The sequence below is a fragment of the Paenibacillus sp. LS1 genome (genome assembly GCF_026013365.1).
Taxonomy (GTDB): domain Bacteria; phylum Bacillota; class Bacilli; order Paenibacillales; family Paenibacillaceae; genus Paenibacillus.
The window spans coordinates 34,424-60,425 of the sequence record NZ_JAPDOE010000011.1 but is presented as its reverse complement, the minus strand read 5'-3'; the positions used below and the strand labels follow the sequence as shown (position 1 = coordinate 60,425).

Below are 26,002 nucleotides of genomic sequence, written 5' to 3'. Positions count from 1 at the left end.
GCTTCGCTTATGCTTTGGCATACAGATGACAGGCGACGTAGCGACCTCCCACATCCTGCAACTCCGGCTTATCCGTCCGGCAAACATCCATGCACGCGTGACAACGCGTATGAAAACTGCACCCGGAAGGCGGATTGGCTGGACTGGGCACATCCCCTTGTAGCACAATTCGCTCCTTCTTGATCAGCGGGTTCGGACTAGGTACTGCCGACAATAACGCCTGTGTATAGGGATGCAATGGTGCTTCGAATAAGTCTTTTTTATCCGCAAGCTCAACGATGCCGCCCAGATACATCACACCAATACGACTGCTAATATGTTTAACCACGCTTAGATCATGGGCGATGAACAAATAGGTCAGCTTGAATTGCTCCTGCAAATCCTGAAGAAGATTAATAATCTGTGATTGAATGGAAACATCCAGCGCGGATACAGGTTCGTCGGCAACGATGAGCTTCGGATTCAAAGCAAGTGCCCTGGCAATACCAATCCGCTGTCGCTGTCCCCCACTAAACTCATGACCATAGCGGTCTGCATGACGGCTGCTTAAGCCGACAATTTCCAACAACTCATCTACACGTCTGGCTCGTTCTTTACCAGTTGCTGTCTGGTGGATATCAAGAGGCTCAGCGATTAACTCGCCTACAGTCATGCGGGGATCGAGGGAGGCGTACGGGTCCTGAAATACCATCTGCATATCTTTCCGCATTTTGCGCAGCTCTTCTGGCGGCAGTCCAACCATGTTTCGTCCCTCATAGATAATTTCACCTTCTGTTGGACGAAGAAGCTGTAGTAATGTCCGACCTGTTGTTGATTTACCGCATCCACTCTCTCCAACGAGCCCCAGTGTCTCCCCTTTATAGATCGTAAACTTCAGACCGTCTACGGCCTTCACTTGTCCCACCGTACGATTAAAAACGCCTTTCTTGATCGGAAAATACTTCTTCAGATTGTTCACCTCAAGTAGCGGCTCATTCATTGAATCGCCTCCTTCGCATCTGCATGAAGCCAGCATCTGGCTGTGTGTCCGTCCTCTACCGTCTCCAGCTGTGGCAGCCGTTCATGACAAATATCTTGCGCATATTCACAGCGGGGGCTGAAACGACAGCCTTGTCTCAAACTGCCAGGCGGGGGAACGCTACCTTTAATGGAATAGAGCCTGCGTTCATTGGTGTCGAGTGTTGGCATCGATTTGATCAGCCCCTGTGTATAGGGATGCTTCGGATTCGTAAATAGTGTCAGTACATCGCACTCTTCAACAATCTGACCACCATACATCACGGCTACACGGTCACACATCTCCGCAACAACGCCGAGGTCATGGGTAATCAGCAAAATGGAAGTCCCTTCGCTAGCCTTCAGCTGCTGCATGAGCTCCAAAATTTGCGCTTGAATGGTAACGTCCAGCGCGGTAGTTGGCTCATCGGCAATGAGCAACTTCGGACTACAGGCCATTGCCATGGCAATCATAACCCTCTGCCTCATGCCACCAGACAAGCGATGTGGGTATTCATACAGAATCTGCTCAGGACGTGGAATACCGACAAGGCGCAACAATTCGATCGCTCTCTCTTTGGTCTCGGATCGACTGACTTTCCGATGATTGCGAATCGCTTCCCGAATCTGGTCACCAATCGTGAACACCGGATTGAGCGAAGTCATCGGCTCCTGAAAGATCATCGCCATTTCGTTACCTCTTACGGTTCGCATCTCCTTCTCGGAGAGGGCAAGAATGTCTTTGCCATCGAAGGTAACGGAGCCTTCAACCTTTCCTTGCGTTAATCGCATGGCGGTTAACGAGGTAACACTTTTGCCAGAACCAGACTCACCAACAATACCAACCGTCTCCCCTTCATAGATCGTAATATCGACACCGTCTACTGCAGGAATGACACCCTCGCTTGTGTGAAAATACGTCTTTAGTGCCTTCATTTCAAGTAATTTGCGTTTCAACGCGAGCCCTCCTTGTCATTTCCGGTACAGTAAGCTGCGCTCTTGTTGTCTGCTGCCATTCCTCGTGAAGCGAACTATACCTTCATCTTGGGATCAAGCGCATCGCGCAGTCCATCCCCCAGCATATTGAAGCCCAGGACAACAAGCATAATCGCCACACCTGGCACGATAGAGATATGAGGTGCAGCGCGCAGGAATTCCCGGCCCGTACTCAGCATGGTCCCCCACTCCGGTGAAGGCGGTTGAGCCCCCATCCCCAGAAAGCTCAGTCCGGAGGCAGACAGGATAGCCGTTGCAACCCGCAACGTGGAGAGCACGATGATTGGAGCGATACTGTTCGGAATAATATGTTTGAAAATAATTCGGCTATGCTTCGCTCCCATGGATCTCGAAGCTTCAATATACTCTTTGCTCTTAATGGAGAGCACCGCACTGCGGGAGATCCAAGTGAACGATGGAACTGAGAATATGCCGATGGCAATCATTAGATTCATCATGCCGGGTCCAAGAACACTAACGATGGCCAGCGCGAGCAAAAAGCCTGGAAAAGCCATAAAAATATCGGTAATGCGCATAATCAGCGCTTCGATTCTGCCCCCGAAATAACCAGCGATTGTACCAAGTGCAACGCCAAATACGACAGAGATAACCACACCAACTATGCCGACCATCAACGAAATACGTGAACCGTAGAAGATACGCGAGAGCATGTCTCTTCCATACTCATCGGTTCCTAATGGATGACTGAGAGACGGTGATTGCAGCAGCTTATCCATATTTTGTTCCAGTGGATCATACGGAGAAATCCATGGCGCCAGAATCGCGATCAAAATAAACAAGGTGACGATCCATAGGCCAATCATCGAGCGTTTATTGCTGCCTACCCTCTTCAGAATCTGCCTTAACAATCCACTTCTGATGGGTGCAGCTGTTGGACTTACCTGGACGGATATGGGCACAGCCTTGGGTTCACTCATGGTTATGCCTCCTTCCGGTCATAGCGTATTCTCGGATCTACCGCGGCATAACACAGGTCTACGAGCAGATTAATAATGACAAAAATAAAGGCGACAAACAGAATGCTCCCCTGTACAGCCGAGTAATCCCGGAATTGAATCGATTGAATGATATATCTGCCTAGGCCGTTCATCGAAAATACCGTCTCCGTCAGCACCGCTCCACCCAGCAGATTGCCGATTTCCATTCCAATGACGGTAATGATAGGCACGAAGGCATTTTTAAGTGAATGCTTATAAATAATGAGCCACTCGCGTACTCCCTTGGCTTTGGCTGTCCGAATGTAATCCTGATTGATCACCTCAAGAATACTGGATCGCGTCAGGCGGGCAAGTACAGCAGCGGAGGATATGCCAAGTACAAGCGCAGGTAGTATGAAATGCTTAAACTCGCTACTGCCTCCAGAAGGCAGAATGGGAATATAATATGCGAAAACAAGAATCAGAATAATGCCTAGCCAGAACACCGGCATCGATATGCCGAATAACGAAAAGGCCATTGAAGCGTGATCCCGCGCACTACCTGGCTTGGTTGCAGCGATCACACCGGTAAATAAGCCAATGACAACCGTTACAAGCGTGGCAAGCAATGTCAAAATCACCGTGTTCGGAAAACGCTCCAGAATTTCCTGAAGGACCGGATTATCCGAACGCATCGATGTGCCAAGATCACCTTTCAGCAATTGCAGATTGTACTGCACATATTGCTCATACAGCGGTTTGTCCGTGCCCAGCCGCTCCCGAATGATCTGAACTTCCTCCGGACTCGCATCCATCCCGGCAATCAGCTCTGCCGGATCACCGGGAACAAGCTGAAGGATGACGAACGAGAGGAGAGAAACACCGATTAAGGTAGGTATCATTTGAAGCAATCGTTTCAGAATATAGTTAAACACGTTGTGCTCCTTCCTGGCTGATTGCCCGGTTCAGGCCATCCTGACGGTTAGCCGTACAAATGAGCTTGTCTATGCAAATGGGAAGGGAGCTTGGCACGAACATCGTGAACCCGCTCCAGGTCAATGCGGTAAGGAATTAATGTCTCCGTCTCGTCGCCACGTGCAACGACAACCCCCATCGGGTCAACAATCAGGCTCTGCCCGATATAAAACTCGTTGATTTGGTTCACGGCAACGACATATGCGGTATTTTCCAGTGCTCGTGCAGTGACGAGTGTTTCCCAATGTTGCTCTTTGACATGTCCGCGTACCCAGCCGGATGGAACCAGAATGATGTCCGCACCATGCAGTGCTTGGTAACGAGCAATCTCCGGAAATCTCAGCTCATAACATACGAACAATCCCAGTTTTCCAAAAGGCGTATCGATCGGTTCGAACAATGCTGTGCCCGGTTTAATATCACGTGATTCCTTCGCACCGAAAGCATCGTATAGATGGGTTTTACGATAGCTGCTTACGATCTCCCCATCGGAATCAATGATGACAGCCGTGTTATATACCCGATCGTCATCGGAATCCTCCGTCGTCTCCCGCGTACCGAATACAACCCAGACACCATATTGCTTGGCAAGTGCGCGCATCGTTGTGGAGAAATGCCCTTCGAGCGGCTCTGCATCTTCCAGCTTCTGTTCCCGCGGTGTCCCGATTTGGTAGAAGCTCATGAAGGCTTCCGGGAAAACAACGATATCTGCGTGATGAATACGCGTTGCTTCCTCTAGTGCTTTTTCTGCTTTATCCAGGTTCTCCTGCTTGGTGCTGGACGACCCGAACTGTGCCATAACGAGTTGAAAGGTCATTGCTGTACTCACACTCCTAATTTTTTTTGCAAAACATCATCTTCACTTCAATCATAGATTCGTACTTTAATTCGTTCATACGTCCATTCATTCATTGCTTCACATATGGTAAAGGTGCCGTCTGCACGGCACCCTTCTGCTTATTTGAACTTCACACCACGCAGATCCCATAACAGGGAAGGCAGGAATGTAATGCCCTCAACCTTGCTCGAATAACCGACTTGAACACTATCTTCGTACAGTGGAATCCATGGTGCATCCGCTTTAATCAGTTGCAGAGCCTCATTGTACGCAGTTTGGCGTTCTTCCTTATCCAGCGCTTGACCACCTGCAAGAATGAGTTCATCTACCTTAGGATTGTTGTAGAAGGCGTAATTGGACTTGCTTGTGGAGAGGAAACTGTCCCTAAGCAAAGCATCCCCGTCACCAGTAACGGATGACGCGCCTCGGACAAATAGATCATAGCTGTCCGGATTTTTGAGTGCATCGAGATAAGACGCAAGTTCAAGCACCTGTAGCTCTGCTTTGAATCCCAGCTGTTGAAGGCTGTTCTGTACGAATTCAGCAGCAGGACGATCCTGAACTGTATTGGCTGCGAGAATAATACGCAGTGGCGTTCCTTCCGCAACACCTGCTTCTTGCAGCAGCTTCTTCGCGGCTTCCACATCGTAAGCGTAGGCACCTACATCCGCATAACCAAAGGAATTTTTAGAAATAAACGAAGTGGCGACTTCAACCCGTCCCTCATACAGTTTCTTGACCAACGTTTCGCGGTCGATCGCCAGATTAAGAGCATTGCGAACCTTCACATCATCAAATGGTGCATGCTTCGTGTTAATGCCGATATACCCCACACGGTTGGTAGAACGGGTATTCACCGTAAAGTTGCTATCATTGGACAGGCGTTCAATGTCTGTAGCTGGCACTTTATCGATGATGTCAGCTTCTTCGGATTCAAGCATAATGACACGAGCGGCATTTTCAGTTACGGTCTTGAACGTAATGCCACTTACACCAGGTTGGCCACCCCAATATTGCTCATTGGCTTCAAGCACAACCTCATTACCTGAACTCCAGCTCTTGAGCTTGAAGGGACCTGTGCCTACAGGTTCTTTGGCAATACCTTCTTCATTTTCCTGAATGGATTTGGGGCTAATAATACTACCGGAGGTCACTGCAATATTGTTCAAAAATGCGTCTTGCGGCTCTTTCAGCTGAAACACAACCTCGGAATCACTCGTTGCGGTGACGGATTCAATGAACTGCCCCAGCGTTGCATATTGGGAAAGCTTCTTATCCGGATTGATCAGACGATCAAAGTTCGTCTTTACCGCTTCTGCATTAAAGGGGGTTCCATCCTGAAACGTCACACCTTGGCGTAGTTGGAAGGTCCATGTTTTGCCGTCGTCGGATGTTGCCCAGCTCTCGGCCAGCTGTGGGATAATCTCAAGCTTGTCATTGAAGGTAACCAGACGGTCATAGATCTGATAACTAATAAAACTGGAGATGGAATCGGTGGAGTTCTGGGGATCGAAGCCAATGGCATCCCCTGTTAGAGCTATGGTCAGACCCTTGAGCGAAGCGTTCTCGGCTGAGCCACTGCTATTGCTTGCAGATGAATTGCTATTCGTGTTGGAATCGGCCCCGTTGCCACAGCCAACGGCAAAAAGTGATAAGGCAATCAGGATACCGCTAAACTTGTGGATAAAAGGTCTTTTTTTCATTTCGTGCTTCCCCCTTCATGGTCTGTTGCCTCGTGATGTGCGGAATGGGCTGCAAGGAGCTTCCCATACCCAAGTTCCTGCCGGCGTTGCTCTTCCTTACGTTGCTTGTCCTGGGCAATGACCCCGATCTCCTTGGCGTAGCGCGGATTAATAACAAAGACACCATCATCATCACCAACGATTAGATCACCGGGCTGAATACTAACGCCACTGACACTCACCGGTGTGTTAACCTCGCCCTCAAGCTGCAATGAACGAGTGGTTAGTGCACTAATGCCTTTGGAGAAAATGGGAAATCTCAGCTCTGTAATCGGACGAACATCGGTCACACAGCCAGATATAATCGCTCCCGCAATTTTTTTGTCCAATGCTGCATACGTTACAAATTCACCCCAGCATGCCCGCTGGTCATCGCCTGACATATCCACAACGATAATGTCGTTCGGCTGGGCCATTTCAAAGGCGTGACGGATTGCCGATGCGTCAAGGTGAGGAATGCGTACAGTGACGGCATTGCCCAGCAATCGAATGGGACGGAACAGTGGCTGCAATCCATTTAGAAAACCAAAATCAGTCATATGTCCGATTGTTGATGGACTAATATCCGAATACAGCTCTAGCAGCTCATCGGTAACCCCCTGTACTCTTGGCTCAATGCGAAACATAAGATGAATTCTCTCCCCTCTTACTAAAATGGTAAATAATAAATCATATAAGAATACTATGAATTTAACTTAATGAAGAGGATAGCATTGCCTTTCCTTGGCAGTCAATGCATTAGCATATAGATAATTCCAATCGAGGAATAGGGGAAAACTATCGATCCTTGTCGTAAAAATGTGTTATCGATAGGGCCTTCAAGGGATAAACGAGGGTTGCGACTACTTCAATCATCACAAAAAAAACCACGTCCAAGGACGTGGTTTAATTGTTTTATGCAAAAATGAACCTAATGAATTCTATTCAATTGACAACATTTGCGTGAACAATGCGTTCACACAACTGTGCCAGAGCGATCACTTCAAGAAGGAAGCTTAGATCTCATTACATCTTTCCAACAAAATCTGGATCTGGCGCTCCAGCCACTGCCCAAGCAAAGGATGTGGCAACAGCGTCTCACCACTATACTCATAATCCAGTTCCTTCAGCCGGTCCGGGATTACGTTTCTCGTGAAGTAACCGGCACTCAAAAACAGCGGCGCCACAATGACTCGGTTCCCCCGCTCTTCGCTCCAGTACTTCACTTTGTCGTACACACTCTCTGGATTCAACAATGCATAATCCGTATGAGCTACACTGCTGACTTCCTTTACACGCTGTGCAAGAGAGAAAATTCCCGCTTCCCAACGCTCACGAAATCCATCATGAATACTACCGTGTCCCACCAGCAGAATCGTTTCCTGCTCCGGTTGCTGCGAGAGCGATCGGACTTTGTCCCACACCATCACTGCAATATCCGGATCATTATCCACTGGATAACCAAAGTAAACCCGGGCTGTGACCTGGAACGGTTCCAGATCTGTTTCCCGTTCGGGTGCTTCCTTTGCCCCAATGGCAAATTCAATTTCATCCACATGTGTACTTCCGGACGAAACGAATAAAGGTACAACCAGAATATCGGTTACGCCTTGCGCTTCCAGTCGGTCGATACCGTCCTGGATCAGGCGTCCTTCCACCAATTCAAGAAATCCGGCTTCAACCGGCAACGGGCGGGGCAGATTCAACCGGGAGATCGCGTCATCGACGGATTCCACCCAGGTCTGCTCCTGAGAACCGTGACTGATGATGAGTACACCCGGCTTCTTCATGTTAGCGTCCCAGGCGTTCCAGCGTCATTTTATAACCATCATTGCCGTAATTCAGGCAGCGCTTGACACGTGAAATCGTGGCAGTACTCGCACCCGTCTCAGCTTCAATCTGGTTATACGTATTGCCTTTGCCCAACATACGAGCCACTTCCAGCCGCTGGGACATGGATTGAATCTCGTTTACGGTGCAGAGGTCATCAAAGAAGACATAACACTCTTCAATATCTTTTAGAGTCAAAATAGCCTCAAATAGTTGTTCAATGCTTTTATCATTTAGCTTTTTCAGCTGCATTTCATCATCATCCCCTAGCGGTTACTGTGTACCTACATTGTACTCACCCTGAGTTGGTATTTCAAGCGTTACCGATTTCACGCACTACAGAATAAAAATACATGTTACCGCTTACAAAAGGTACTATTGTCCTCCCCTCGCGCACAACTAGTGAAATTATAGCGCTATATCCCAGTTTTCACCTGTATATTTCCGATTACTTATGTAGGAATTCAACCAACCTAAATGTTACAATTCTGTGTCTAAACTGCATTTTCCTGTATGAAAACCTCCCGGCATGTCTATGCGCCCAAATCCGCAAATATCCCGTTTTCCGGGATACCCGCCTACGCCGCCTCTCCGCGAATGACATACAGTATAGCAAAAGGGAGTTCCACAAGGGTCTATGATGTTCATCTGTCATGTAACTCATGGAACGCAATTCCGAAATCCAACATAGAAGGAACGTGATCGTTCATGCCACAGCATTATTATCACCGCCAGCCAGCACAAGGGCAGCGTCCGTCTTCTCATGCTCATCGGCAGGCACATACTTCTGCCTATATGCCGCCCGGTTTGGTACCGCGGTCTTTGAATGAAACTCAGATCCAACCGATGTATCCTGGCGTAGAGCCTCATTACCCGGGCTTCGGTGAAGTCGAAGCATCAGCCATCGTACCCTATGGGCAAGGTGTCCCTGGCGGGAACTTTTATGGAGGTGGAGCCCAGGTGGTCCCCCCAGCTCCGGTACAGGCGCCTGCTGCAACAGGCGGTTCCGGCTTTTCGTTAGCCAACATTGGTGAGTTAAAAGGAATGATCGACCGCTTCGGCGGGATTGATGGAATCATGACTGGAATAGGCAAAATGCAGAAGGTCGTCGGCGGCATCCAGCAGATGGCTCCGATGATGAAGCTCGTTATGGGCATTCTGCCTTTTGGAAAAGGAAAAAGTAATGGCAGCCCGGCGGATGCAGACTATGAAGAATATACGCCGCCCCGGAAACGCGCACGCAAGCGTCGGAATAAATCTACTAATGTTCCACGTCGCCGCAACACGTCGCCAACCCGCCGCAAATCCAATTCTACGAAGCGCCGTCCCAAAAGTCGCAAACGTTAAAACCATCCAGGCACCCCCTTACAGAAGGTGGGTGCCTTAAATCCTTTTCTTCAATACACATAGAAAATTCAGGAACTTATGTTCTTATTCCTGTAATTTGAGGTATACTGGATAGTAACTAAAGGAGGCGGACCATGGAACTTTTCAAAGACAAATACACTCCCGCATTAATCGATCGGACCGGTGAATTATTGCGTCAATTCTACCCGAAGCTGGATACCCAGCAATTTCATGAATTGGTGTTCGCTGAAGGTTGGGAACAGTTGGAATTCAAAGCACGGATTCGTCGAATCACATCGGCCTTAACGGAAGTGCTACCCGACAATTATGAAGAAGCATTACATATCATTGAACAAGCTGCCCCGAATATGAGGGGCGTTGAATATCTGTTTGTTCCGGATTTTATCGAAGTGAACGGACTTGACCCAGAGGATTACGAGCTATCCATGAAGTATCTGACCGTCTTCACACCTTATTCCAGCTCCGAGTTCGCGGTACGCCCGTTTATTGATCGTTATCCCATCCAAACCATGAAACACATGATGGCGTGGGCAAGTAGCGACAACGAACATATCCGCAGACTTGCCAGTGAAGGCAGCAGGCCCCGTTTGCCATGGGGAGCTAAACTCCAGGGATTCATCACCGATCCAACACCTGTACTGCCAATTCTTCATGCGTTAAAAGCGGACGAGTCCCTCTATGTTCGCAAAAGTGTCGCCAATCATCTGAATGACATCTCCAAAGACCACCCTGAACTGGTGATGGATCTAGCCACGACCTGGTACGGACAACATACACACACGGACTGGATTGTCCGGCATGCCAGCAGGTCATTACTGAAGAAAGGACATCGCAAAGCGCTAAGTCTTTTTGGTTACAATGACCAGGATGCAATTCACATTGAGCAGCTTCAGCTTGCCCAGGATACGATCTCCATTGGCGAGGATCTTCACTTTTCGTTTGATGTGGTCAATGAGAGTGGCGAGTCTCAGATGCTGAGGATTGAGTATGAGATGGGCTATATGAAGGCGAACGGCAAGCAGGCTCCCAAACGATTCAAATGCTCCGATAAAATGTACCCGACAGGTAGCACCAAGGTAGCCACCAAACAATCGTTCAAAGTCATTACCACTAGAAAATATTATGCTGGACTACACACGCTAACGATTGTTGTTAATGGCAAAGAAGCAGCTACAACTTCTTTTGTTCTTGAAATGGAGTAAAAGGAAGTCATCGTAAGTTATACACAGCTTATTCCAGCGAAACACTTATACACATGTGGATAGATTATTTTTAGCACATCTACAGAAGAATCAGAAAGGCCACTGGCAAACATCATCTCCCGACAGATATTACTGCCTGAGATCATGGCCTAGTGGCCTTTTTTCATGAAGACCGAAATGTTTACCCGAATCTTTCTGAAAAAAAAGCTGCATTCGGAGCAGTAAGGTGTAACATTTTCTACTTAAACCAGCCCCGTTTCACAAACCAGGCCACCATGCTTCCGCCAAGTACAAACATTAACAACAGCACCGCACCATACCCAAACTTCCATTGCAGCTCAGGCATATAGGCGAAGTTCATACCATAGATTCCCGCGATCAACGTTAATGGCATAAACACCGTCGTAATCACCGTGAGTGTCTTCATGATCTGATTCATCCGGTTGGAGTTCAGGGAAATATAACTGTCGCGCAGGTCAGCGGTCATTTCCCGATCGGCTTCGATCATGTCCGTCAGCTTCAACAAATGGTCGTAGATATCGGTAAAATAAGCCGTATGTTCGCCCGTTCGCTGCACATGCTGGGAGTTGACCACCCGATAGAGCAGATCCCGCATCGGTACAACCGTTCGTCTGAGCTTCAGCAATCGACTGCGCAGGTCAAACACTTGGTTCATCAGGTCTTCAACCGACTCTTGTCCACCGCGGTTCTCCAGTTCAGCCAGTTCATCCTCAATGGAAAATAAAGACGGGAAATAATGATCGACCAGCTTGTCCATCACCGTATAAGCTGCTGCCACCGGACCTCGTGCCCAGATGGTTCGTTCATGTGCATGGTGCAACAACCGTTCCCACGCCTCATCCACTTCCTCCAATACACCATGATGAAAGGAAACAAGGAAGTTCGCTCCGAGAAACAAGTCAACTTCCTCGGCTTCCAATGTGGACGGGTTCAGTGCATGCAGTACAAGAAACTGCAAATTATCATAATAATCGAGCTTGGGTCGCTGCAACACATGCAGACAATCCTCTATAGCTAATGGGTGAAAATGAAAATATGTATCCAGCAAACGGCTTTCCTCTTCCGTTGGCTGGTTAAAATCCGCCCATACCCAGGCGTAATCGTTCAGATCCAGCTGTGTAAGGGGCACGTTCACGGAGACTTGATGCTCTCGTGTAATGGCGAGTGTACGAATCATAAATTAGACCACGTCCTTGTCCTGTATCTTTATGTTATTGTACACAGGTACCTTCAAACTCGACAACAAAAAAAGCCAACCCTGTTGGCTTCTCTCATTTCCTTATCCACAGTTCCCTGTATCCACAGGAATATCTTCTTTTGGTTTATCATTCCACGGATGGCTATCCACATATCCAGCCTGTCCACACGTTCATGCACAGGCGTCTCTTGATTTTGGTTGTATAATTGTCCACATATCCCGATATTCACAACGTTATGAACAGATTGTCTGGTAACCCCGAATTTGTTCGGGATAACTTCTCTCTTTAGAAAATAATCCAGTATAACAATCCTGCCAGTGCCCCTGTAATCGGAATCGTAATGAACCACGTAATAATAATACGTCCAGCAAGTCCCCATTTTACAGCAGAGAAACGTTTCGCGGAACCCACACCCAGAATAGCCGATGTGATCGCGTGCGTTGTACTCACTGGAAGGTGAAGCAACGTTGCTGTGAAAATAACGGAAGCAGCTGACAGATCGGCGGCAAATCCGTTGATCGGTTCAATTTTAAAGATTTTGGTACCCATCGTTTTGATGATTTTCCAACCACCAATGGATGTACCCAAAGCCATCGCAGTTGCTGCTGAGATTTTGACCCACAGCGGAACATCCAGATTATCCTGTACACCTGCTGCAACCAGAGCAAAGGTTATAATCCCCATCGCTTTCTGTGCATCATTCGTACCATGCGTGAATGCTTGCAGTGCTGCCGTGAAAATCTGTACCGTACGGAAACCTTTGTTCACGTTATGCGGACTGCGTTTGGCGAAAATATATTTGAGAATCGTCATGACCACATAACCGATGGCAAATGCGATCAGAGGTGATAATAGCAAACCTCCGACAATATCAATGAACCCGCTCCACTTCACTTTGTCAGAACCAGCGCCAACGAGCACGGCACCTGCAAGGGCTCCAATAAGTGCATGTGATGAGGAAGACGGAATACCAAACCACCATGTAACCAGGTTCCAGATAATCGCTGATATCAAGGTGACTATGACGACCTCTATCCCGTTATCCAGCGTGGTGGGGTCGGTCACACTCCCCCCAATCGTCTTCGCAACACCTGTGAACATCATCGCACCGACAAAGTTCATCACCGCTGCCATAAGAATAGCTCGACGCGGCGTCAGTGCTCGGGTTGAGACCGAAGTCGCAATGGCATTGGCCGTGTCGTGAAAACCGTTGATGAAGTCAAACGCCAGTGCAAGGAAGACGACTATACCCAATACCCAAATCGTTGTTTCCATTATTCTCTGGCTCCTTAAGAATTACGCATAATGATGGATTCAAGCACGTTCGCTACGTCTTCACAAGCATCCGTTGTTGTCTCAAGACGTTCGTAAATTTCCTTACGCTTGATCAGTTCAATCGGATCAGACACGGTAGCGAAGAGATGTTTGATACACATGCGCAGCACTTCGTCGCCTTGGTTTTCCAGATCATTCAAACGAATGGTATACTCACGAATCGCGAGCAATTTTTTCTGGGACAGCAGATGGATCGCCTTCTGAATTTCGTAAGCCGATTGGCGCAAAATTTCAGCAAACTGTATGACGAACTCATCATCTGGATCTGTCAGTTGGTACATATAGAAACGGGAAGCCGTTGCTTCGAGTCCGTCCAATACGTCATCAAGTGTTGTTGTCAGCTCCATAATATCATCGCGTTCGATCGGCGTGATAAATGTTTTGTTGAGTTCTGTAATGATCGTATGCACGTAATCATCACATTTCGACTCGTACTTCTTCATTTCATTAGCAAAAAGAGTCACATCCTGAAGGTTGGAAACATGCTGGGAGAAATAATCTGCCGCTTGAACAACCGTATCTGCCATATTCTCCAGTGTCTCAAAAAATATATCCTTCTTCTTCTTAAGCTTCATAGCTCTATCCCCTTTACGAGAAAAATTGCCGACAACCGATGAAACATGAAATGACAACCTTTGATATCTTATCATATTTGTTTCATGGTTTGTACAAAAGGTGTGATCCTTTTTTATATTCTTATCACATTAATCTGAAATGAATCTTAATTATTTGGAATAATGGTAAATTCAAGTCAAGATTTTACACTGCGTTTACAATTCGACATCAAAATTCAAAATCGACACGATTCTACTTTTCACGCTAAGGACAAATATAATGCCTTTTCGACGACAAAATGAATACATGTTTCATTGTTTTCTTTCATTACATCCTTTTATTGCTGCACAGCCAGCTTGACATGACTCGCAAATTCAGGTTGATTGGGAACAATGCTGATAAAGGTTTTACCCGGCACAAGAGCAACTTCACTGCCACCCTGAACAAACCGTATAATATCCCCCTGCTTCTTCACCCACTGCCCACGAATCATCTTGCCCTTTTGAAAAAGCATGGCTTCCCCGCCCTGTTCCAAATTAACGGACAACCTACCTACACTATCGAGCACCTTGTGATCTGCACCTGCCACAATGATGTTCGCTGCACCAAGTTGAGTTTCATTATCCATATCCTGATCGGCCTTGCCATTCACCATTCTCATATATCGTCCGCTAACTTCATCATAATCATACGTCACCCGGTAACTATCCAATAAATAATGGATATCGAATTGCTTCACTGCCTCTCCTGCGGATGTCGCGCCTTCTTCATTATAGATGTATACCGGAGACTTGAAATCATGGCTATAACCCTTGATATCTGACCCTTCTCTCAACTTGTCCGCTGAAGTATACAGATTATGTGGGGCTTTACGATCAGAGGAACGCCAGAAATAAGGCCCGCCATTCGAGATCTCATCCATATGCTGTTTCTGCTGCCTTTGCAAAATGGAATACGCCTCCGGACTACCTCCGGCATGAACAAGGACCCCATCGTAACTTTCGCCTAGCTCAATCAGGTATGGACGTATGCTGCGTACGGGTCCGACCGTCTCAGCACCGCCTTCACTCTGGAAGATCGCTATAAAACGGGTAATGCCTCCCTCTGCGAGGACTTCTAAAATGATATCAGCTGAACTCAGTCCCGATTGGGGCCGAGCTGCTGGAGCATTATTAATCATCACGGCTAGTGGTCGACGCGTAATCGCTTCATCTACAGGCAGACCTGTCAGTGGAGCTGTGTAAAGAGACTTACTGGGCTCCTCCACGTTCTGTTCTTCTTGCACAGGTGCTGGGGTCGGTTCTGGCTGAAGTGGCATCTGGGCCACCTCCTGGTTTTGGCAGGCAACAAGACTCAATGCGAGAATACAAAGGGATGCAGCCGATGCTGCTTTGTTCCATTTAAAAAGCTTCAATATAGGACCTCCTGAACGATATGGCCTGGTTCTAAGTTGTGATATATGTCTCATGTAGGCAACCATTTCACGTATTTCTTTCCATTTAATCACACACCATCTGATTTGTCTGCGCCCAGAAGGCCTTGATACAGCGTGAAATTCACATTTGAAACAGCATATCGCCAGAAAAATATGTCCTAAATGTGAACTTCTCAAACCTTACTTAAAATTTGAACTAGATTGTGATTTTAATCACAAACAAAACGACTTTTGAACTATACAATAAAGACATCAAAGGTGATCACTTAGAAAAAACAAAAACAACACACACTAAATTCCATGAAGGAGTGGTTCATATGTTCAGCTTCAACCAATGGCTTAGAGAAAACAAAGTAGCAATGTGGATTTTGACAGTACTTCGGGTGTATATCGGTTACGATTGGATGACTCACGGATGGAGCAAATTGACCGGCGGATTCCAAGCTGGCGGGTTCCTCGCTGGGGCAGTCGGCAAAGCAACGGGTGAAAACCCTACAGTTCAAGCATGGTGGGGAACATTCCTTGAGAAATTCGCTGTACCAAACGCAGGATTGTTCGACTTCATCATCCCGCTGGGTGAATTCCTTGTAGGTGTAGGACTCTTACTCGGATGCTTCACAACACTGGCTGCACTGATGGCTCTCGTGATGAACTTCGCGTTCCTCTTCTCGGGTACAGTAAGCACGAACGCTCAACTGGTTCTGATGCAAATCTTCCTGGTTGTTGCTGGTGCAAATGCTGGTAAAATCGGTCTGGATCACTGGGTACTGCCTTACCTTCGCGGTTTGATCACTCGCAACAAAGGTAATCACCCTAAAGATACACCAACGATTAGCCCGACTCAAAAAACAGCTTAAGCAATCATTCATAACATTCTCGGCCCTGCTCCCAATCCCCCTGGAGAGCAGGGCTTTTTGCTTTCCAAGATTAGCCCGGATGACTCCGCTTGACTTGCCCTGCCACAGAAAACCGTATTATGATGAACATAAAGTTGAACATCAAAGGAGTACACGATATGCCGACCCAGCGACGTCTTGAGACCGATACGGACTTTCAGGAAGCCATGAATATGAAGTATAAGGTTCGAGTTTTCAAAGATAATCACCAGATTGACTCCGGTGGCATCATTATCCGTTTTGACAGCAATACCGTAGTTGTACAATCCAGTGTTAGTGAACTCGCTTATCATTCGCGTACAGACTGTGAATTGTTCGAAATCCGCAAATAAGGACCCATTACACAAATAAATTAGACCTACTATCGAAAAAAGGTTCCTGTCGCCCATTAAGCGGGTACAGGAACCTTCTTTTGTTTATATATTTTAATCGTATACTCTAACCCACGTTATCCATACAAATCTAACTAATTAGCTATCAATCAGGCTGTTGTCTGTTCCAAGTTACACGCCGTCTCCGAACTGCCAGCAGTTCAAACTGAGCGTTCCGTAAGGATAAGACTGGAATAGACGCTTCGCTGAACGGGACATATCCGCAGTCCCCATAGCGTAGAACAAAGGCGCAAGGTGTTCTGTACCATAAGACGGAACTGCCGTGCGTGCGTGAGGGGCTTTTTTCTCATATTGAAACAGCTCTCTCGTGTTCCACTGTTCCAAGCGCTCCCCGATCCAGTTATCAAATTCCACTGCCCACTCTTGCGGCTCATCCGTATTGCCTAGCAATCGCAAATTGTGAACCGTTCCACCGCTGCCAATGATCAGCACATCATCATGACGCAGCTGTTCCAGCATTCGGCCAATATCATACTGTTCCTGCGGCGTACGTAGCGAGTCTACAGATACGGCGATCACAGGGATGTTAGCCTCGGGGTACATATGTAGCAGCGGTACCCACACGCCATGATCCAGGCCCCGACCTCGAATCGGCTGATGCGCCAGATTGCTGCGAGTGAACAAAGCACATATCTCATACGCTAAATCTGGCTGCCCTGATGCAGGGTATTCCATGGTATACATCGTAGAGGGAAATCCGTAAAAATCATGCAAGGTCTGATGTGTATCATCCATCGTCACGGACGGTTCGGGACAATCCCAATGCGCCGTAAATACGACAATGGCTTTCGGAGCCGGCAGCCTGTCTCCAAGCTGGTTCAGAAAATGAGTGTAGTCATTGCTCTCCACCGCCAGAGCGGGAGAACCATGCGCAATGAAAAGTGCGGGTAATGTCATTGCTGCCAACCTCCAGACACGGATAGAATGCTTACTCCTCTATTTTACCCCTAAGAAGGCGCTTTTCCAAGCTGACATCCCCAAACAGTTGCAATCCTGCCACTTATATCATCCAGTGCTGCCAATCCTGCTCGATCTTCTGGCGTTCACCCAGCCACTCTCTCGTACGCGTAATCAGCTGTTCCCGCTCTTTACCTGAAGAGAAGGTGTGATCGCCCTGGAAGATGATCTCCTTGTCACAACGGCCTTCCTGGCGCATCCAGAATACCTTTTGATACAGGAATGCGTAATCGACAGGGATAATCTCATCTGACGTACCGTGCACGACTAGGACATCCCCGCTAAACTTAACTGCTTCCTGGAATGGCTGTTGTTCAGCGAGAGACTCGAAGAAGGTCGGTGTGAATTTATATCCGAGATAATCAGCCGCACCCAGTTTCACGCCTTCATCGTATACTTCCCGCCCCGTAATTTTCACGATATCATTGAATGGATAACCCACGGAGGACCACATAACGAGGTTCTTGACACGTTTGTCGCGCACAGCAGTTAATAATGCAACGGCCCCACCCAGACTATGACCAATTAGCGTAACACGCGTAGGATCTACATCACTACAATTCACCGCGTAATCCAGCACTGATCGGGTCTGTAGCACCATGGACTCGAGTCCTTCTGCTCCATACTCACCACTGCTTTCTCCGCAACCGATATAATCAAAACGCAGTACCAGATAACCGTCCTCAGCAAGTTCACGTGCAGTCTTTACAAACAGACGGTCCACGCCGATCCGGCTACCAACGAAGCCATGGCAGATAACTGCCAGAGGTACTCGTTGCTGACTCTTCTCCTCCTTGATATCTTTCACAACCGGATAATGAATCGTGGCTGTTAATTCTTCCTGTCCATGACGGATACTGATCTGACGTTCCATGCCGATTTCCCCTTTCCATATGTAGCCTGTCGATGTTCCATTTATTAAATATATATAATCCGATAAGTTTAGTGTGTATTAAGATGATATTCATATATTATCATCCCTCAACCTGCAAGTCAACGTAAGTAAGACCCCTCTGTAACTCTACTGCTAGTCTACATTTTATCGGTTGATGAGCGCAAAAAAATGAGCCAAGCTGGTTACAGCTGGCCCGGATATGTTCTGAATTTCAAACGCCTTGGGTCAAGGATCTCTATTCGTAGCTTCTACGGAACATCTCGTGGGTCTCCACCCGTCCATTCCATTCATGCTCATGACCGGAATCACTGTTGTCCCAGAAACTTCTTCCCCTCAGATTGCCATCTGTCAGTTCTTCTGCATACTCCGTATCATCCACATTCTCCTCCAAAGACACAACCTCATCCACGACTCCACGGGAGTTGCTGTTCAGTAGCAGCTTCCGCGTCAAATCTGTTTGTTTATCCATAACAAGCACACTCCAATCTCGGATTTCTGTTGGAAATGCTACTATTGTGATGGAATCGGCTGCTCTTTATGCATACTTCACACAATCGTTAGATCTGGGAGGTGTGAGGGTATTTTTTCACATGAATCGGGGAAAATAACCCAACAGTCTTAGGTAGCATATGCCTCGGAATCCTTCTGCCGAAAGGAATGAATTCATGGGACATCTACTGGAATGGATTCAACATCACGGAAAACTGGTGCTGTTATGCACCTGTGTCATACTGGCCTGTGTATGGATATGGGCCCACCATGAGCAGCTTTTTTATAAGGAATGACTTTGCGAAACGAGAGCCCTTCCCGTATACTAAAATACCGTCAGGGTCTTCAGACAATGGAAGATCAGAACGTGTGTAGACAGGGGGAGCAATCATTGGGGATTTCCTATAAGAAGCTTAAAGAAATACAGAACCGGCAAATAACCGAGATGAGTCGAATGACACCAGAAAATGTGAAACTGTATGACCAGATCAGCACAATTGCGCGCCATGCGCCAGCTGACGAGAGAACACAGGAAGAGTGGATTCTCTCCGCAGGAAGAGCGATCGTACAGGCTCAGAAGGATAATAAGCCCGCTCGCGAGCTATATGGACCTGATCTGGAGCAAGACATCCTTGCACAGCTCGGGGTAACAAATACAGCACCGGAGAAGACGGCTGCCGTTGAGGTAGTTAGAGCGGCTACATCCGGTAGTACAAGTCGATCTGCTTCAGCGAAAAAGAAAGCCAACGTTGCAGATGCGCAACCAACTGAGAATCCAGCACCAGTGAAACGAACACCGAAGTGGTATGGCCTGATTGTATGGGCAGCGTTGTCTGTTGTCATGCTGATCCAGGGCGGTGTCGGACTGTTCATCGGCTGGACTGGCGGAGATACAGAACCGTTCCAACATATTAGCCTATTCTCACTGATTGTTGCCGCTGTAGGCGGGATTGCTCTGGTTGAGATGCTGCGTCGCCTTGGAGAGCGACCGGATGATGAAGGTGCGGACAGAAATGAGGTACCTAAGGTCAATATTCGGGGGATCGTCATCTACATCGTGGTCGTGGTACTCGTGCTGTTTGTAGGGTATCCGCTGCGTGATAAGCTTCCGGTGTTTGCGCTTGCTCCGTGGGTGAGCGCGGTGATCGGAGTTGTGGGGCTTGCAACGTTAAGGCCCTTATTTGGAAAAAAGAAAACAGCATAACACGTCATATAACTGATTAAGGGGCCTTGAGGGGCCCTTTTTCCATTTGGAGCTGATTGCGTTGTTTGATTCCCTTGCCCGGCGTCTCTCCGAACTCTCGCTTGAACATCCGAATAAAATAGTTCACTTCCATTCCGATAGTCTCTGCCGCCTCCCGTACACTTGCTTGTGGATGCTTATCCAGCCATTCCGAAGCCTTCTGCAAACGTAATCGCTGCATATATTGATGTCCTGTGACATCATAATGCTGATGAAATAACCGATTGAGATGCTGCACCGAGTAACCCACCGCGTCAGCTACATGCTTCAATAACAGATCGTCCTGATAATGTGTATGCATCAATGCTACTGCTCGAATGAGTGCATCTTTGCCCGGATCAGACTCTCGATTAGAGTATGTTATAGTCTCGCCCTGCGCCGTAGATGATCCAATACCTACGCTACCAACATCAGAGGGATTTTTAGATTGCGCTATATCCAGAATGAGTTGGTAGATCAGCGTTGATGTGTTCCACATCTCCGTTGCTCCTTGATCCAGCGCGTGCCAGAGATTGGTCATTCGTGACCAGATGATTTCAAAACCGGAGATATGGCACGGCTCGATCTGAAGCAAACCCGAGGATTGAAGTACCGAACCCGCCGATGCACCGCCAATACCAATAAAACCAAGTTCTCCTTTGGATTTGGAATGAGGCACATACTCATGCGCAATCCCGGGTTCCACCACAAACAACTGCCCTGCTCCCATGGTCCATGTCCCTTTTCCAGGAATCCTGAACTGCCCTTCCCCACCGCGTGACAAAAACAACTGATACACCGGAAATCCATCCGGTCTATGCAGACCTTTCTCTTCCTGCGTACCCACACAATACAGGTATAGCGGCAACCGGGAATCCGGCAGGCCCGTCAAACGAAATGCAAGCATTCCATCATTCCTTTCGGCTCATAGGCTTCTACATAAAGTGAACTAAAGATATTTACACTAGCCACTCCGTTTCGTGTAAATGTCTAGTTCGATCTATATAGCCAACTTCCCTTTACCTTTATTTATTATCAATTATTTGTTTCCAATGTAACAATGGTCTAAGGAACCTTTTTGGCGACAAGATTTTCAAAAAGCAAGTTTGAGATTCACGCCAAACGATTATTGTTCATACATAATGAAAACACCCTTTCCGGCTGGAAAGGGTGTTCGAGTTTGTTTCAGTGTGAATTTTTACATTCAGCCCTGTGGAGGTGTTTGCCCATCACTTGCTGTTGGTGGATTGGTAGCAGGCGCAGGCTCCTGTGTAGGCGTAGACTGAGCCTTTTCAAGTTTGAATGTATCCGATGGGCCTGAAAGTGTATGTTTATTCGTTGTTGTATTTCCAGCAACTGAAAGAATATATACCTTGTACTCGACTCCTTCCACCAGATTGACTCCAGTTGAATCTATAGCTGTTTTCGTTAAAGTAACTTCAACGGCTGTAGGATTACTAATTTGGTAGCTAGTGTTAGAGGTTGCTGTAGTGACATCCAAGCTATCTGTTCCTTTAACAATAAAGAGTCGGTATGCAGAAATTCCAGTTTCAGCAGTTGGTTTAGCAAAGGTAAGCTTATAACTTGCCTCGTCTACAGTACTTGTATTTTGAAGGCCTGTTATAGTGGCAGTTTGAACCGCTGTTGCTTGTGCAAAGATATTAAACTCATTGGAAGCTGGCGATAGATTGGATGCGCGAGATGTACTATTGGACAGTGACATAACAAACACTTTGTATTTCTGTCCAACGGAAAGCGCACGGTCGTTAATATCACGGTATCCACTGTTCAATACGATTGAAGTACCTGCACTACTTGTATCCAAGTCAGTATAGTAATTAATAGCAAGTGCTGTACTTGTAGTGAAACCACTTACCTGATTTGCGGGCACGATGAAGATGCGATATTTAGCAATTCCCGTTTCATTCGATGCTTTGGCAAAATTGATAGTTACATCGGAAGGGTCACTTGCCTGTTGCCCCTGATCTTTGACGGTTACATTCACGCTACTCACTGCTGTCACGGCAGTAGCTGAAGTTAGAGTAATGGCACCGGAAGGTGAAGAAATTGCGTTTGCCAGAGAAGCATTGTTATTCACGGCCATAACATATACTTGGTAGGCCACATCATTACGAATCAGTTCACCGTCCACAGACCTGGAACTACTTAATAAATTTTGAATTTGATTAGCTCCCGTTTTACTGACGGTTCTGTAATACGCGCTGTTCACACCATTCGCTGTGTTCAAATTAAACGCGCTGCCCGCCTTCACTACGAACACCCGATAATGATTCACATTCGTCTCATCTGCGGATTTATTAAACATCACACGCAGATCACTACCATTTCCAGCATCCCCAATGTCAGATGGCACCACACCGCTCGGAGCCGTTATAGCTGCATTCTGTGTTAGCGTAATTTGGGATGAGTAACCAGACAACGCATTCTGACTGGAGTTTCCGTTGTTATTCACCGACAGCACGAATACCCGATAAGCAACGTTATTGGTAATGGTATAACCATTGGTATCTACAGCGTTTGGAAGCGTCACGGACAGGTTACCACCCGTTTTGTTCACCTGTGTATAGTTGTTCGATGCATTAGCTGCGCTTAGCGTAAAGCTACCCACATTAGCGGAACGAACTACATATACTCGGTAAGCAGAGATTCTGGATTCATCCGCGGCTTTGTTGAAAGAAACCCGCAGATCACGCCCATCAGCATAGTCACTGATATCCGCAACAGCCAGGTTGCTAATAACTCCCGCGTTACCGTTCGTTGTCAGTCTAAGCACAGTGGAGGAAGCAGACAGCGCATTGGTGTATCCATTTTGCTGATTGCCCACCGCCATCACGAAGATGCGATAATCTTGCAGATTCGTTATGTTATAACCGCTTGTGTCCTTCATGGATGAAGGCAAAGTTGTTGTAATGTTGTTGCCTGTTTTGTTCACCGTATAGTACAGACTGGAGGACAGGTTGCTTGCTGTCGCCAGGTTGAAGCTGCTGGAAACCGAGTTGCGCACAACGAAGACACGGTAGTTTGCCACCTTGGACTCATCCGATGAGCGGTTGAAACTCACTTGAATATCACGACCATCTCCATAATCCGAGTTATCTCTCACTTGCGTAATTACCGGAGATGTTGCTGTGTTCACGGACAACGTAAGTGAAGAGGATGCCGCGGACAACTTGCTGTCTGTTGTTGCTTCATTCATGCTTACCGACAGGATGTAAACCACGTACGCTGTGCCACTTTTGATCAATTCGCCGGACGTATCCCGTGTTGAAGAAGTCAGCTGGCTCTTGACCGCGGCAGTGTTGCCTTTGTAAATGATCGTGGAGTTTGCACTGGACACCTTGTTCGCTGCAGCCAGATTGAATGCGGAAGAGTCCTTCGCTTTGACTACAAAAGCACGATAATACGTAATGTTTGATGTCGTGCTCGGCTGCGTGAAGTTAATCTCAAGATCGCGGCCATCGCCATAGTCGCTAATATCTGCAGCACGCAGGTTTGTAACCGCCTGTACTGTGGATTTCACATTATTAAGTTTCAATGCTTGGGAAGACCAATTCAATGCGTTTTTATAATTATTGCTGCTATTACCAACAGTCAGTACATACAGGCGATACGTTTCATTGCTATTGAGCAAATCCCCGTTTACGTCACGCGTCTGTGCATTAAGCGTCAGTTTCGGGTTGCTGCCATTCGGTGTAACGGATGTATAGTTCGCGGCAGGTACGGCAGTTGCTGAGGACTCCGTGAAGCTATTCACATCGCGAGTTTTCACCAACATAATCCGGTACGCAGACACTGCACTCTCTGAAGTTGGACGTGTGAAGCTCACCGTCAGGTCACGACCATCTCCGTTACTTCCGGATACCGAACCATAGATGTTCCATGCAGCATATTGTGTCTCATCCACTGGAGGCGTTGCTGTTGTCTTGATATCTACACGCTGATTACGTGAGTTCCAGAACACTTTCTCTCCAAATGCTTCACTGACAAAACGAATGGGAACCATCGTGTTGCCCTTGATCGTGTTCGCAGGTACATCCAGCGATATCGCTTCCCCGTTGATGTATGCCGTTTTGGAACCGAGTGTCAAAGTAACTTCCTGATCATCGCGAGTTGCAACAATCGTTTTGGTTCTGTTGGTGTACTGTACCTTCGCATCCAATCCTTCAAAAATCGACCGAAGCGGAACCAGTACGCGTCCACCTTTCATCACAGGTGCCTGAGCAGATGACAACTCTGCATCATTAATATATATACTGATTCTCGCAGCTGCATCCATAACCGACGTTGGAAGTGCGGACATCAGCATAGCTGATACAGCCAGTGCTGACATGACCTTCTTCACTTGTTTTCCTCCCGCTTTCCTCATATCCCATATCCCCATTCTCGCAATTAGTTAACATCGAAATAGTTTTCGCTGTTCATTTCATTTAATTCCTGTATTTACCTATGCACAACTAAGACGTTCCGATCAGCTTAAAAGTTTCCAGTTGTACAAAAAATATTTTCGCAGAAATCTTCCTCTATCTTCCACCCTCCAAAAGTTAAAAATAACAGAAGAATTTGTCACCATTCCGCAACCACATCCTGCCCCAATTGGGTTAATGTATAGTGACTAGTGAACAACGCCTATCATTTTCTTAACTACGGGAGGTTCATATCTATGACATCATCGTTTCAATCTGCAAAACGTAAAGGCATGCGCACCTTCATTACGGCTACCGCCATCCTCATGTTGCTCCAAACGGCCGTAGCTCCATTATCCGGAGTCGCTGCTGCCGCATCTTCCAGTACAGATACCAAAGTCACGACTGCCAGTTCAACAACCATATATAAAACATTTCAGTCCATGCTCTACAAAAAGAACGGCTTGCCTGCCGCGGATGCTTATCTCGAATCTCATATCAATCAAGTCACCACTCATCATGCAACCCTAATGGTCTTACAGCTGGAGAATGCCCGCAACAAGGCGTTAACAGCCATGACGGACCGTCTATTGGTGCCTAATGTTCAAGACAAAATGATCAAGGCCTACAAGTGGAATGATAGTTTCACCAAACTCATGGAGCGTACCCATGACTCCGATCTGCGTGCACTGTTAAAAGAAGCCCGTGACAGCGGCTACCGCCTCGTCATGTTGGAAGGCTCCCTCTATCCCATAATGAATTATATGGCTTTTCAGAAATATATCTCGTACGTGAAACCAGACATCAAACAATACATCAATATCATGGCGGTCGAAACCAGTAACCTTGCCGCAGATGATGGTGCACTGGTCATTGGCTATCAGGAGATACTTAATCGAGCTTTAAATCAGGAACGATTCCTGAACGAATATCCGAAGTCCAATCGGGTAAAACAAGTGAACAACCTGATGAATAACTATACCTTGTATACGTTTTATGGCCTGAACAACACGCCTCTATTTGACTATGAAACGAATAAAATGACTGCCAATGCCCAGAAAGGTTACAAAGCTGTCTTACAACGCAACTCATCTGAAGACAGTGCCTTCCTGACGAAACTTGAAAAGTTCATGGATATCGTCACCGAAGCCAAATTCGAGAAAACGACTGCTGTCGAGAAATGGTTGGAGCAGAACGTCCCAGTCAGCGATTATGCGAATTATTGAGTTAATCCGTTCCCATAGTTAATATCCGGGCCAAGCCAAAACTCGGGCTCAATTCCAACAGAAAACCACGACAAAAACCGCCACAGATTCTC

At 47.1% G+C, this 26,002-nt stretch carries 24 protein-coding genes; 6 read left to right on the top strand and 18 right to left on the bottom strand.

The features are described 5' to 3' along the window. Positions 1-7 precede the first annotated feature (7 nt). From OM416_RS26010 to OM416_RS25970, 9 genes are all read right to left on the bottom strand, one after another. Entirely contained in the window at positions 8-979 is a 972-nt protein-coding gene (locus OM416_RS26010; protein ID WP_264934320.1) for an ABC transporter ATP-binding protein, read from the bottom strand. Continuing rightward, positions 976-1,953: an ABC transporter ATP-binding protein gene (locus OM416_RS26005; protein WP_319951933.1), complete on the bottom strand. Its 978-nt coding sequence runs from the start codon at positions 1,951-1,953 to the stop codon at positions 976-978. The genes OM416_RS26010 and OM416_RS26005 overlap by 4 nt, the downstream gene beginning before the upstream one ends. 74 nt (positions 1,954-2,027) lie before the next feature. Continuing rightward, complete coding sequence (gene nikC, locus OM416_RS26000) at positions 2,028-2,930, bottom strand: nickel transporter permease (protein ID WP_264934319.1); 903 nt, start codon at positions 2,928-2,930, stop codon at positions 2,028-2,030. Between the two features lie 2 nt (positions 2,931-2,932). Continuing rightward, entirely contained in the window at positions 2,933-3,865 is a 933-nt protein-coding gene (locus tag OM416_RS25995; RefSeq protein WP_264934318.1) for an ABC transporter permease, read from the bottom strand. A gap of 47 nt (positions 3,866-3,912) precedes the next feature. Then, positions 3,913-4,722: a carbon-nitrogen hydrolase family protein gene (locus OM416_RS25990; RefSeq protein WP_264934317.1), complete on the bottom strand. Its 810-nt coding sequence runs from the start codon at positions 4,720-4,722 to the stop codon at positions 3,913-3,915. Between the two features lie 140 nt (positions 4,723-4,862). Continuing rightward, entirely contained in the window at positions 4,863-6,446 is a 1,584-nt protein-coding gene (locus tag OM416_RS25985; protein ID WP_264934316.1) for an ABC transporter substrate-binding protein, read from the bottom strand. Continuing rightward, entirely contained in the window at positions 6,443-7,111 is a 669-nt protein-coding gene (locus OM416_RS25980) for an RraA family protein (RefSeq protein WP_264934315.1), read from the bottom strand. The genes OM416_RS25985 and OM416_RS25980 overlap by 4 nt, the downstream gene beginning before the upstream one ends. Before the next feature lie 369 nt (positions 7,112-7,480). Beyond that, entirely contained in the window at positions 7,481-8,254 is a 774-nt protein-coding gene (locus OM416_RS25975) for a sirohydrochlorin chelatase (RefSeq protein ID WP_264934314.1), read from the bottom strand. Between the two features lies 1 nt (position 8,255). Then, positions 8,256-8,546 (bottom strand): YerC/YecD family TrpR-related protein, encoded by a 291-nt coding sequence (locus OM416_RS25970; protein WP_017690665.1) that lies wholly within the window; start codon positions 8,544-8,546, stop codon positions 8,256-8,258. Positions 8,547-9,002: 456 nt separating this feature from the next. On the opposite strand from OM416_RS25970, the gene OM416_RS25965 reads away from it, so the two are divergent. Together OM416_RS25965 and OM416_RS25960 are read left to right on the top strand one after the other, a co-directional pair. Further along, positions 9,003-9,641: a tyrosine protein kinase gene (locus tag OM416_RS25965; protein ID WP_264934312.1), complete on the top strand. Its 639-nt coding sequence runs from the start codon at positions 9,003-9,005 to the stop codon at positions 9,639-9,641. A gap of 134 nt (positions 9,642-9,775) precedes the next feature. Beyond that, a complete protein-coding gene (locus OM416_RS25960; protein ID WP_264934311.1) occupies positions 9,776-10,864 on the top strand; it encodes a DNA alkylation repair protein in 1,089 nt (362 codons plus the stop codon). 238 nt (positions 10,865-11,102) lie between these two features. Here the strand turns inward: OM416_RS25960 and corA are convergent, their stop codons facing one another. From corA to OM416_RS25940, 4 genes are all read right to left on the bottom strand, one after another. Next, positions 11,103-12,062, bottom strand: a complete 960-nt coding sequence (corA, locus tag OM416_RS25955; protein WP_264934310.1) for a magnesium/cobalt transporter CorA — start codon at positions 12,060-12,062, stop codon at positions 11,103-11,105. 307 nt (positions 12,063-12,369) lie between these two features. Then, the gene (locus OM416_RS25950; protein WP_036668387.1) at positions 12,370-13,359 is read right to left on the bottom strand and encodes an inorganic phosphate transporter; all 990 of its coding nucleotides are present in this window, start codon (positions 13,357-13,359) and stop codon (positions 12,370-12,372) included. Positions 13,360-13,373: 14 nt separating this feature from the next. Next, positions 13,374-13,994: a DUF47 domain-containing protein gene (locus OM416_RS25945; protein ID WP_017690670.1), complete on the bottom strand. Its 621-nt coding sequence runs from the start codon at positions 13,992-13,994 to the stop codon at positions 13,374-13,376. A gap of 317 nt (positions 13,995-14,311) precedes the next feature. Next, positions 14,312-15,388: a DUF3048 domain-containing protein gene (locus OM416_RS25940; protein WP_264934309.1), complete on the bottom strand. Its 1,077-nt coding sequence runs from the start codon at positions 15,386-15,388 to the stop codon at positions 14,312-14,314. Between the two features lie 338 nt (positions 15,389-15,726). Here OM416_RS25940 and OM416_RS25935 point away from each other — a divergent pair, with 338 nt between their 5' ends. Then, entirely contained in the window at positions 15,727-16,266 is a 540-nt protein-coding gene (locus OM416_RS25935) for a DoxX family protein (RefSeq protein ID WP_062836230.1), read from the top strand. A gap of 158 nt (positions 16,267-16,424) precedes the next feature. Beyond that, positions 16,425-16,637 (top strand): hypothetical protein, encoded by a 213-nt coding sequence (locus OM416_RS25930; RefSeq protein WP_264934307.1) that lies wholly within the window; start codon positions 16,425-16,427, stop codon positions 16,635-16,637. A 171-nt stretch (positions 16,638-16,808) separates the two neighbouring features. Here the strand turns inward: OM416_RS25930 and OM416_RS25925 are convergent, their stop codons facing one another. The 3 genes from OM416_RS25925 to OM416_RS25915 all read right to left on the bottom strand — a co-directional run bounded on the left by OM416_RS25925 (position 16,809) and on the right by OM416_RS25915 (position 19,018). Then, on the bottom strand, positions 16,809-17,594 hold the full coding sequence (locus tag OM416_RS25925; RefSeq protein WP_264934306.1) for a DODA-type extradiol aromatic ring-opening family dioxygenase: 786 nt from the start codon (positions 17,592-17,594) through the stop codon (positions 16,809-16,811). A gap of 103 nt (positions 17,595-17,697) precedes the next feature. After that, positions 17,698-18,528: an alpha/beta hydrolase gene (locus tag OM416_RS25920; RefSeq protein ID WP_036606057.1), complete on the bottom strand. Its 831-nt coding sequence runs from the start codon at positions 18,526-18,528 to the stop codon at positions 17,698-17,700. A gap of 256 nt (positions 18,529-18,784) precedes the next feature. Beyond that, on the bottom strand, positions 18,785-19,018 hold the full coding sequence (locus OM416_RS25915; protein WP_264934305.1) for a hypothetical protein: 234 nt from the start codon (positions 19,016-19,018) through the stop codon (positions 18,785-18,787). 411 nt (positions 19,019-19,429) lie between these two features. On the opposite strand from OM416_RS25915, the gene OM416_RS25910 reads away from it, so the two are divergent. After that, positions 19,430-20,242, top strand: a complete 813-nt coding sequence (locus OM416_RS25910; protein WP_264934304.1) for a hypothetical protein — start codon at positions 19,430-19,432, stop codon at positions 20,240-20,242. Between the two features lie 16 nt (positions 20,243-20,258). On the opposite strand, the gene OM416_RS25905 is transcribed toward OM416_RS25910, so the two are convergent. Together OM416_RS25905 and OM416_RS25900 are read right to left on the bottom strand one after the other, a co-directional pair. Then, positions 20,259-21,167 carry an AraC family transcriptional regulator gene (locus OM416_RS25905; RefSeq protein ID WP_264934302.1) on the bottom strand — a complete coding sequence of 303 codons (909 nt, stop codon included), beginning with the start codon at positions 21,165-21,167 and terminating at the stop codon, positions 20,259-20,261. Between the two features lie 297 nt (positions 21,168-21,464). Continuing rightward, positions 21,465-24,647 (bottom strand): copper amine oxidase N-terminal domain-containing protein, encoded by a 3,183-nt coding sequence (locus tag OM416_RS25900; RefSeq protein WP_264934301.1) that lies wholly within the window; start codon positions 24,645-24,647, stop codon positions 21,465-21,467. A gap of 294 nt (positions 24,648-24,941) precedes the next feature. Here OM416_RS25900 and OM416_RS25895 point away from each other — a divergent pair, with 294 nt between their 5' ends. Next, the gene (locus OM416_RS25895) at positions 24,942-25,910 is read left to right on the top strand and encodes a hypothetical protein (RefSeq protein ID WP_264934300.1); all 969 of its coding nucleotides are present in this window, start codon (positions 24,942-24,944) and stop codon (positions 25,908-25,910) included. Positions 25,911-26,002 lie beyond the last annotated feature (92 nt).

Excerpts from the sequence above, each read along its gene's own strand:
- OM416_RS26010 (WP_264934320.1), bottom strand. The coding sequence starts at position 979 with ATGAATGAGCCGCTACTTGAGGTGAACAATCTGAAGAAGTATTTTCCG.
- nikC (WP_264934319.1), bottom strand. The coding sequence starts at position 2,930 with ATGAGTGAACCCAAGGCTGTGCCCATATCCGTCCAGGTAAGTCCAACA.
- OM416_RS25990 (WP_264934317.1), bottom strand. The coding sequence starts at position 4,722 with ATGACCTTTCAACTCGTTATGGCACAGTTCGGGTCGTCCAGCACCAAG.
- OM416_RS25985 (WP_264934316.1), bottom strand. The coding sequence starts at position 6,446 with ATGAAAAAAAGACCTTTTATCCACAAGTTTAGCGGTATCCTGATTGCC.
- OM416_RS25980 (WP_264934315.1), bottom strand. The coding sequence starts at position 7,111 with ATGTTTCGCATTGAGCCAAGAGTACAGGGGGTTACCGATGAGCTGCTA.
- OM416_RS25975 (WP_264934314.1), bottom strand. The coding sequence starts at position 8,254 with ATGAAGAAGCCGGGTGTACTCATCATCAGTCACGGTTCTCAGGAGCAG.
- OM416_RS25970 (WP_017690665.1), bottom strand. The coding sequence starts at position 8,546 with ATGCAGCTGAAAAAGCTAAATGATAAAAGCATTGAACAACTATTTGAG.
- OM416_RS25965 (WP_264934312.1), top strand. The coding sequence starts at position 9,003 with ATGCCACAGCATTATTATCACCGCCAGCCAGCACAAGGGCAGCGTCCG.
- OM416_RS25960 (WP_264934311.1), top strand. The coding sequence starts at position 9,776 with ATGGAACTTTTCAAAGACAAATACACTCCCGCATTAATCGATCGGACC.
- corA (WP_264934310.1), bottom strand. The coding sequence starts at position 12,062 with ATGATTCGTACACTCGCCATTACACGAGAGCATCAAGTCTCCGTGAAC.
- OM416_RS25950 (WP_036668387.1), bottom strand. The coding sequence starts at position 13,359 with ATGGAAACAACGATTTGGGTATTGGGTATAGTCGTCTTCCTTGCACTG.
- OM416_RS25945 (WP_017690670.1), bottom strand. The coding sequence starts at position 13,994 with ATGAAGCTTAAGAAGAAGAAGGATATATTTTTTGAGACACTGGAGAAT.
- OM416_RS25935 (WP_062836230.1), top strand. The coding sequence starts at position 15,727 with ATGTTCAGCTTCAACCAATGGCTTAGAGAAAACAAAGTAGCAATGTGG.
- OM416_RS25930 (WP_264934307.1), top strand. The coding sequence starts at position 16,425 with ATGCCGACCCAGCGACGTCTTGAGACCGATACGGACTTTCAGGAAGCC.
- OM416_RS25925 (WP_264934306.1), bottom strand. The coding sequence starts at position 17,594 with ATGACATTACCCGCACTTTTCATTGCGCATGGTTCTCCCGCTCTGGCG.
- OM416_RS25920 (WP_036606057.1), bottom strand. The coding sequence starts at position 18,528 with ATGGAACGTCAGATCAGTATCCGTCATGGACAGGAAGAATTAACAGCC.
- OM416_RS25915 (WP_264934305.1), bottom strand. The coding sequence starts at position 19,018 with ATGGATAAACAAACAGATTTGACGCGGAAGCTGCTACTGAACAGCAAC.
- OM416_RS25905 (WP_264934302.1), bottom strand. The coding sequence starts at position 21,167 with ATGCTTGCATTTCGTTTGACGGGCCTGCCGGATTCCCGGTTGCCGCTA.
- OM416_RS25900 (WP_264934301.1), bottom strand. The coding sequence starts at position 24,647 with ATGAGGAAAGCGGGAGGAAAACAAGTGAAGAAGGTCATGTCAGCACTG.
- OM416_RS25895 (WP_264934300.1), top strand. The coding sequence starts at position 24,942 with ATGACATCATCGTTTCAATCTGCAAAACGTAAAGGCATGCGCACCTTC.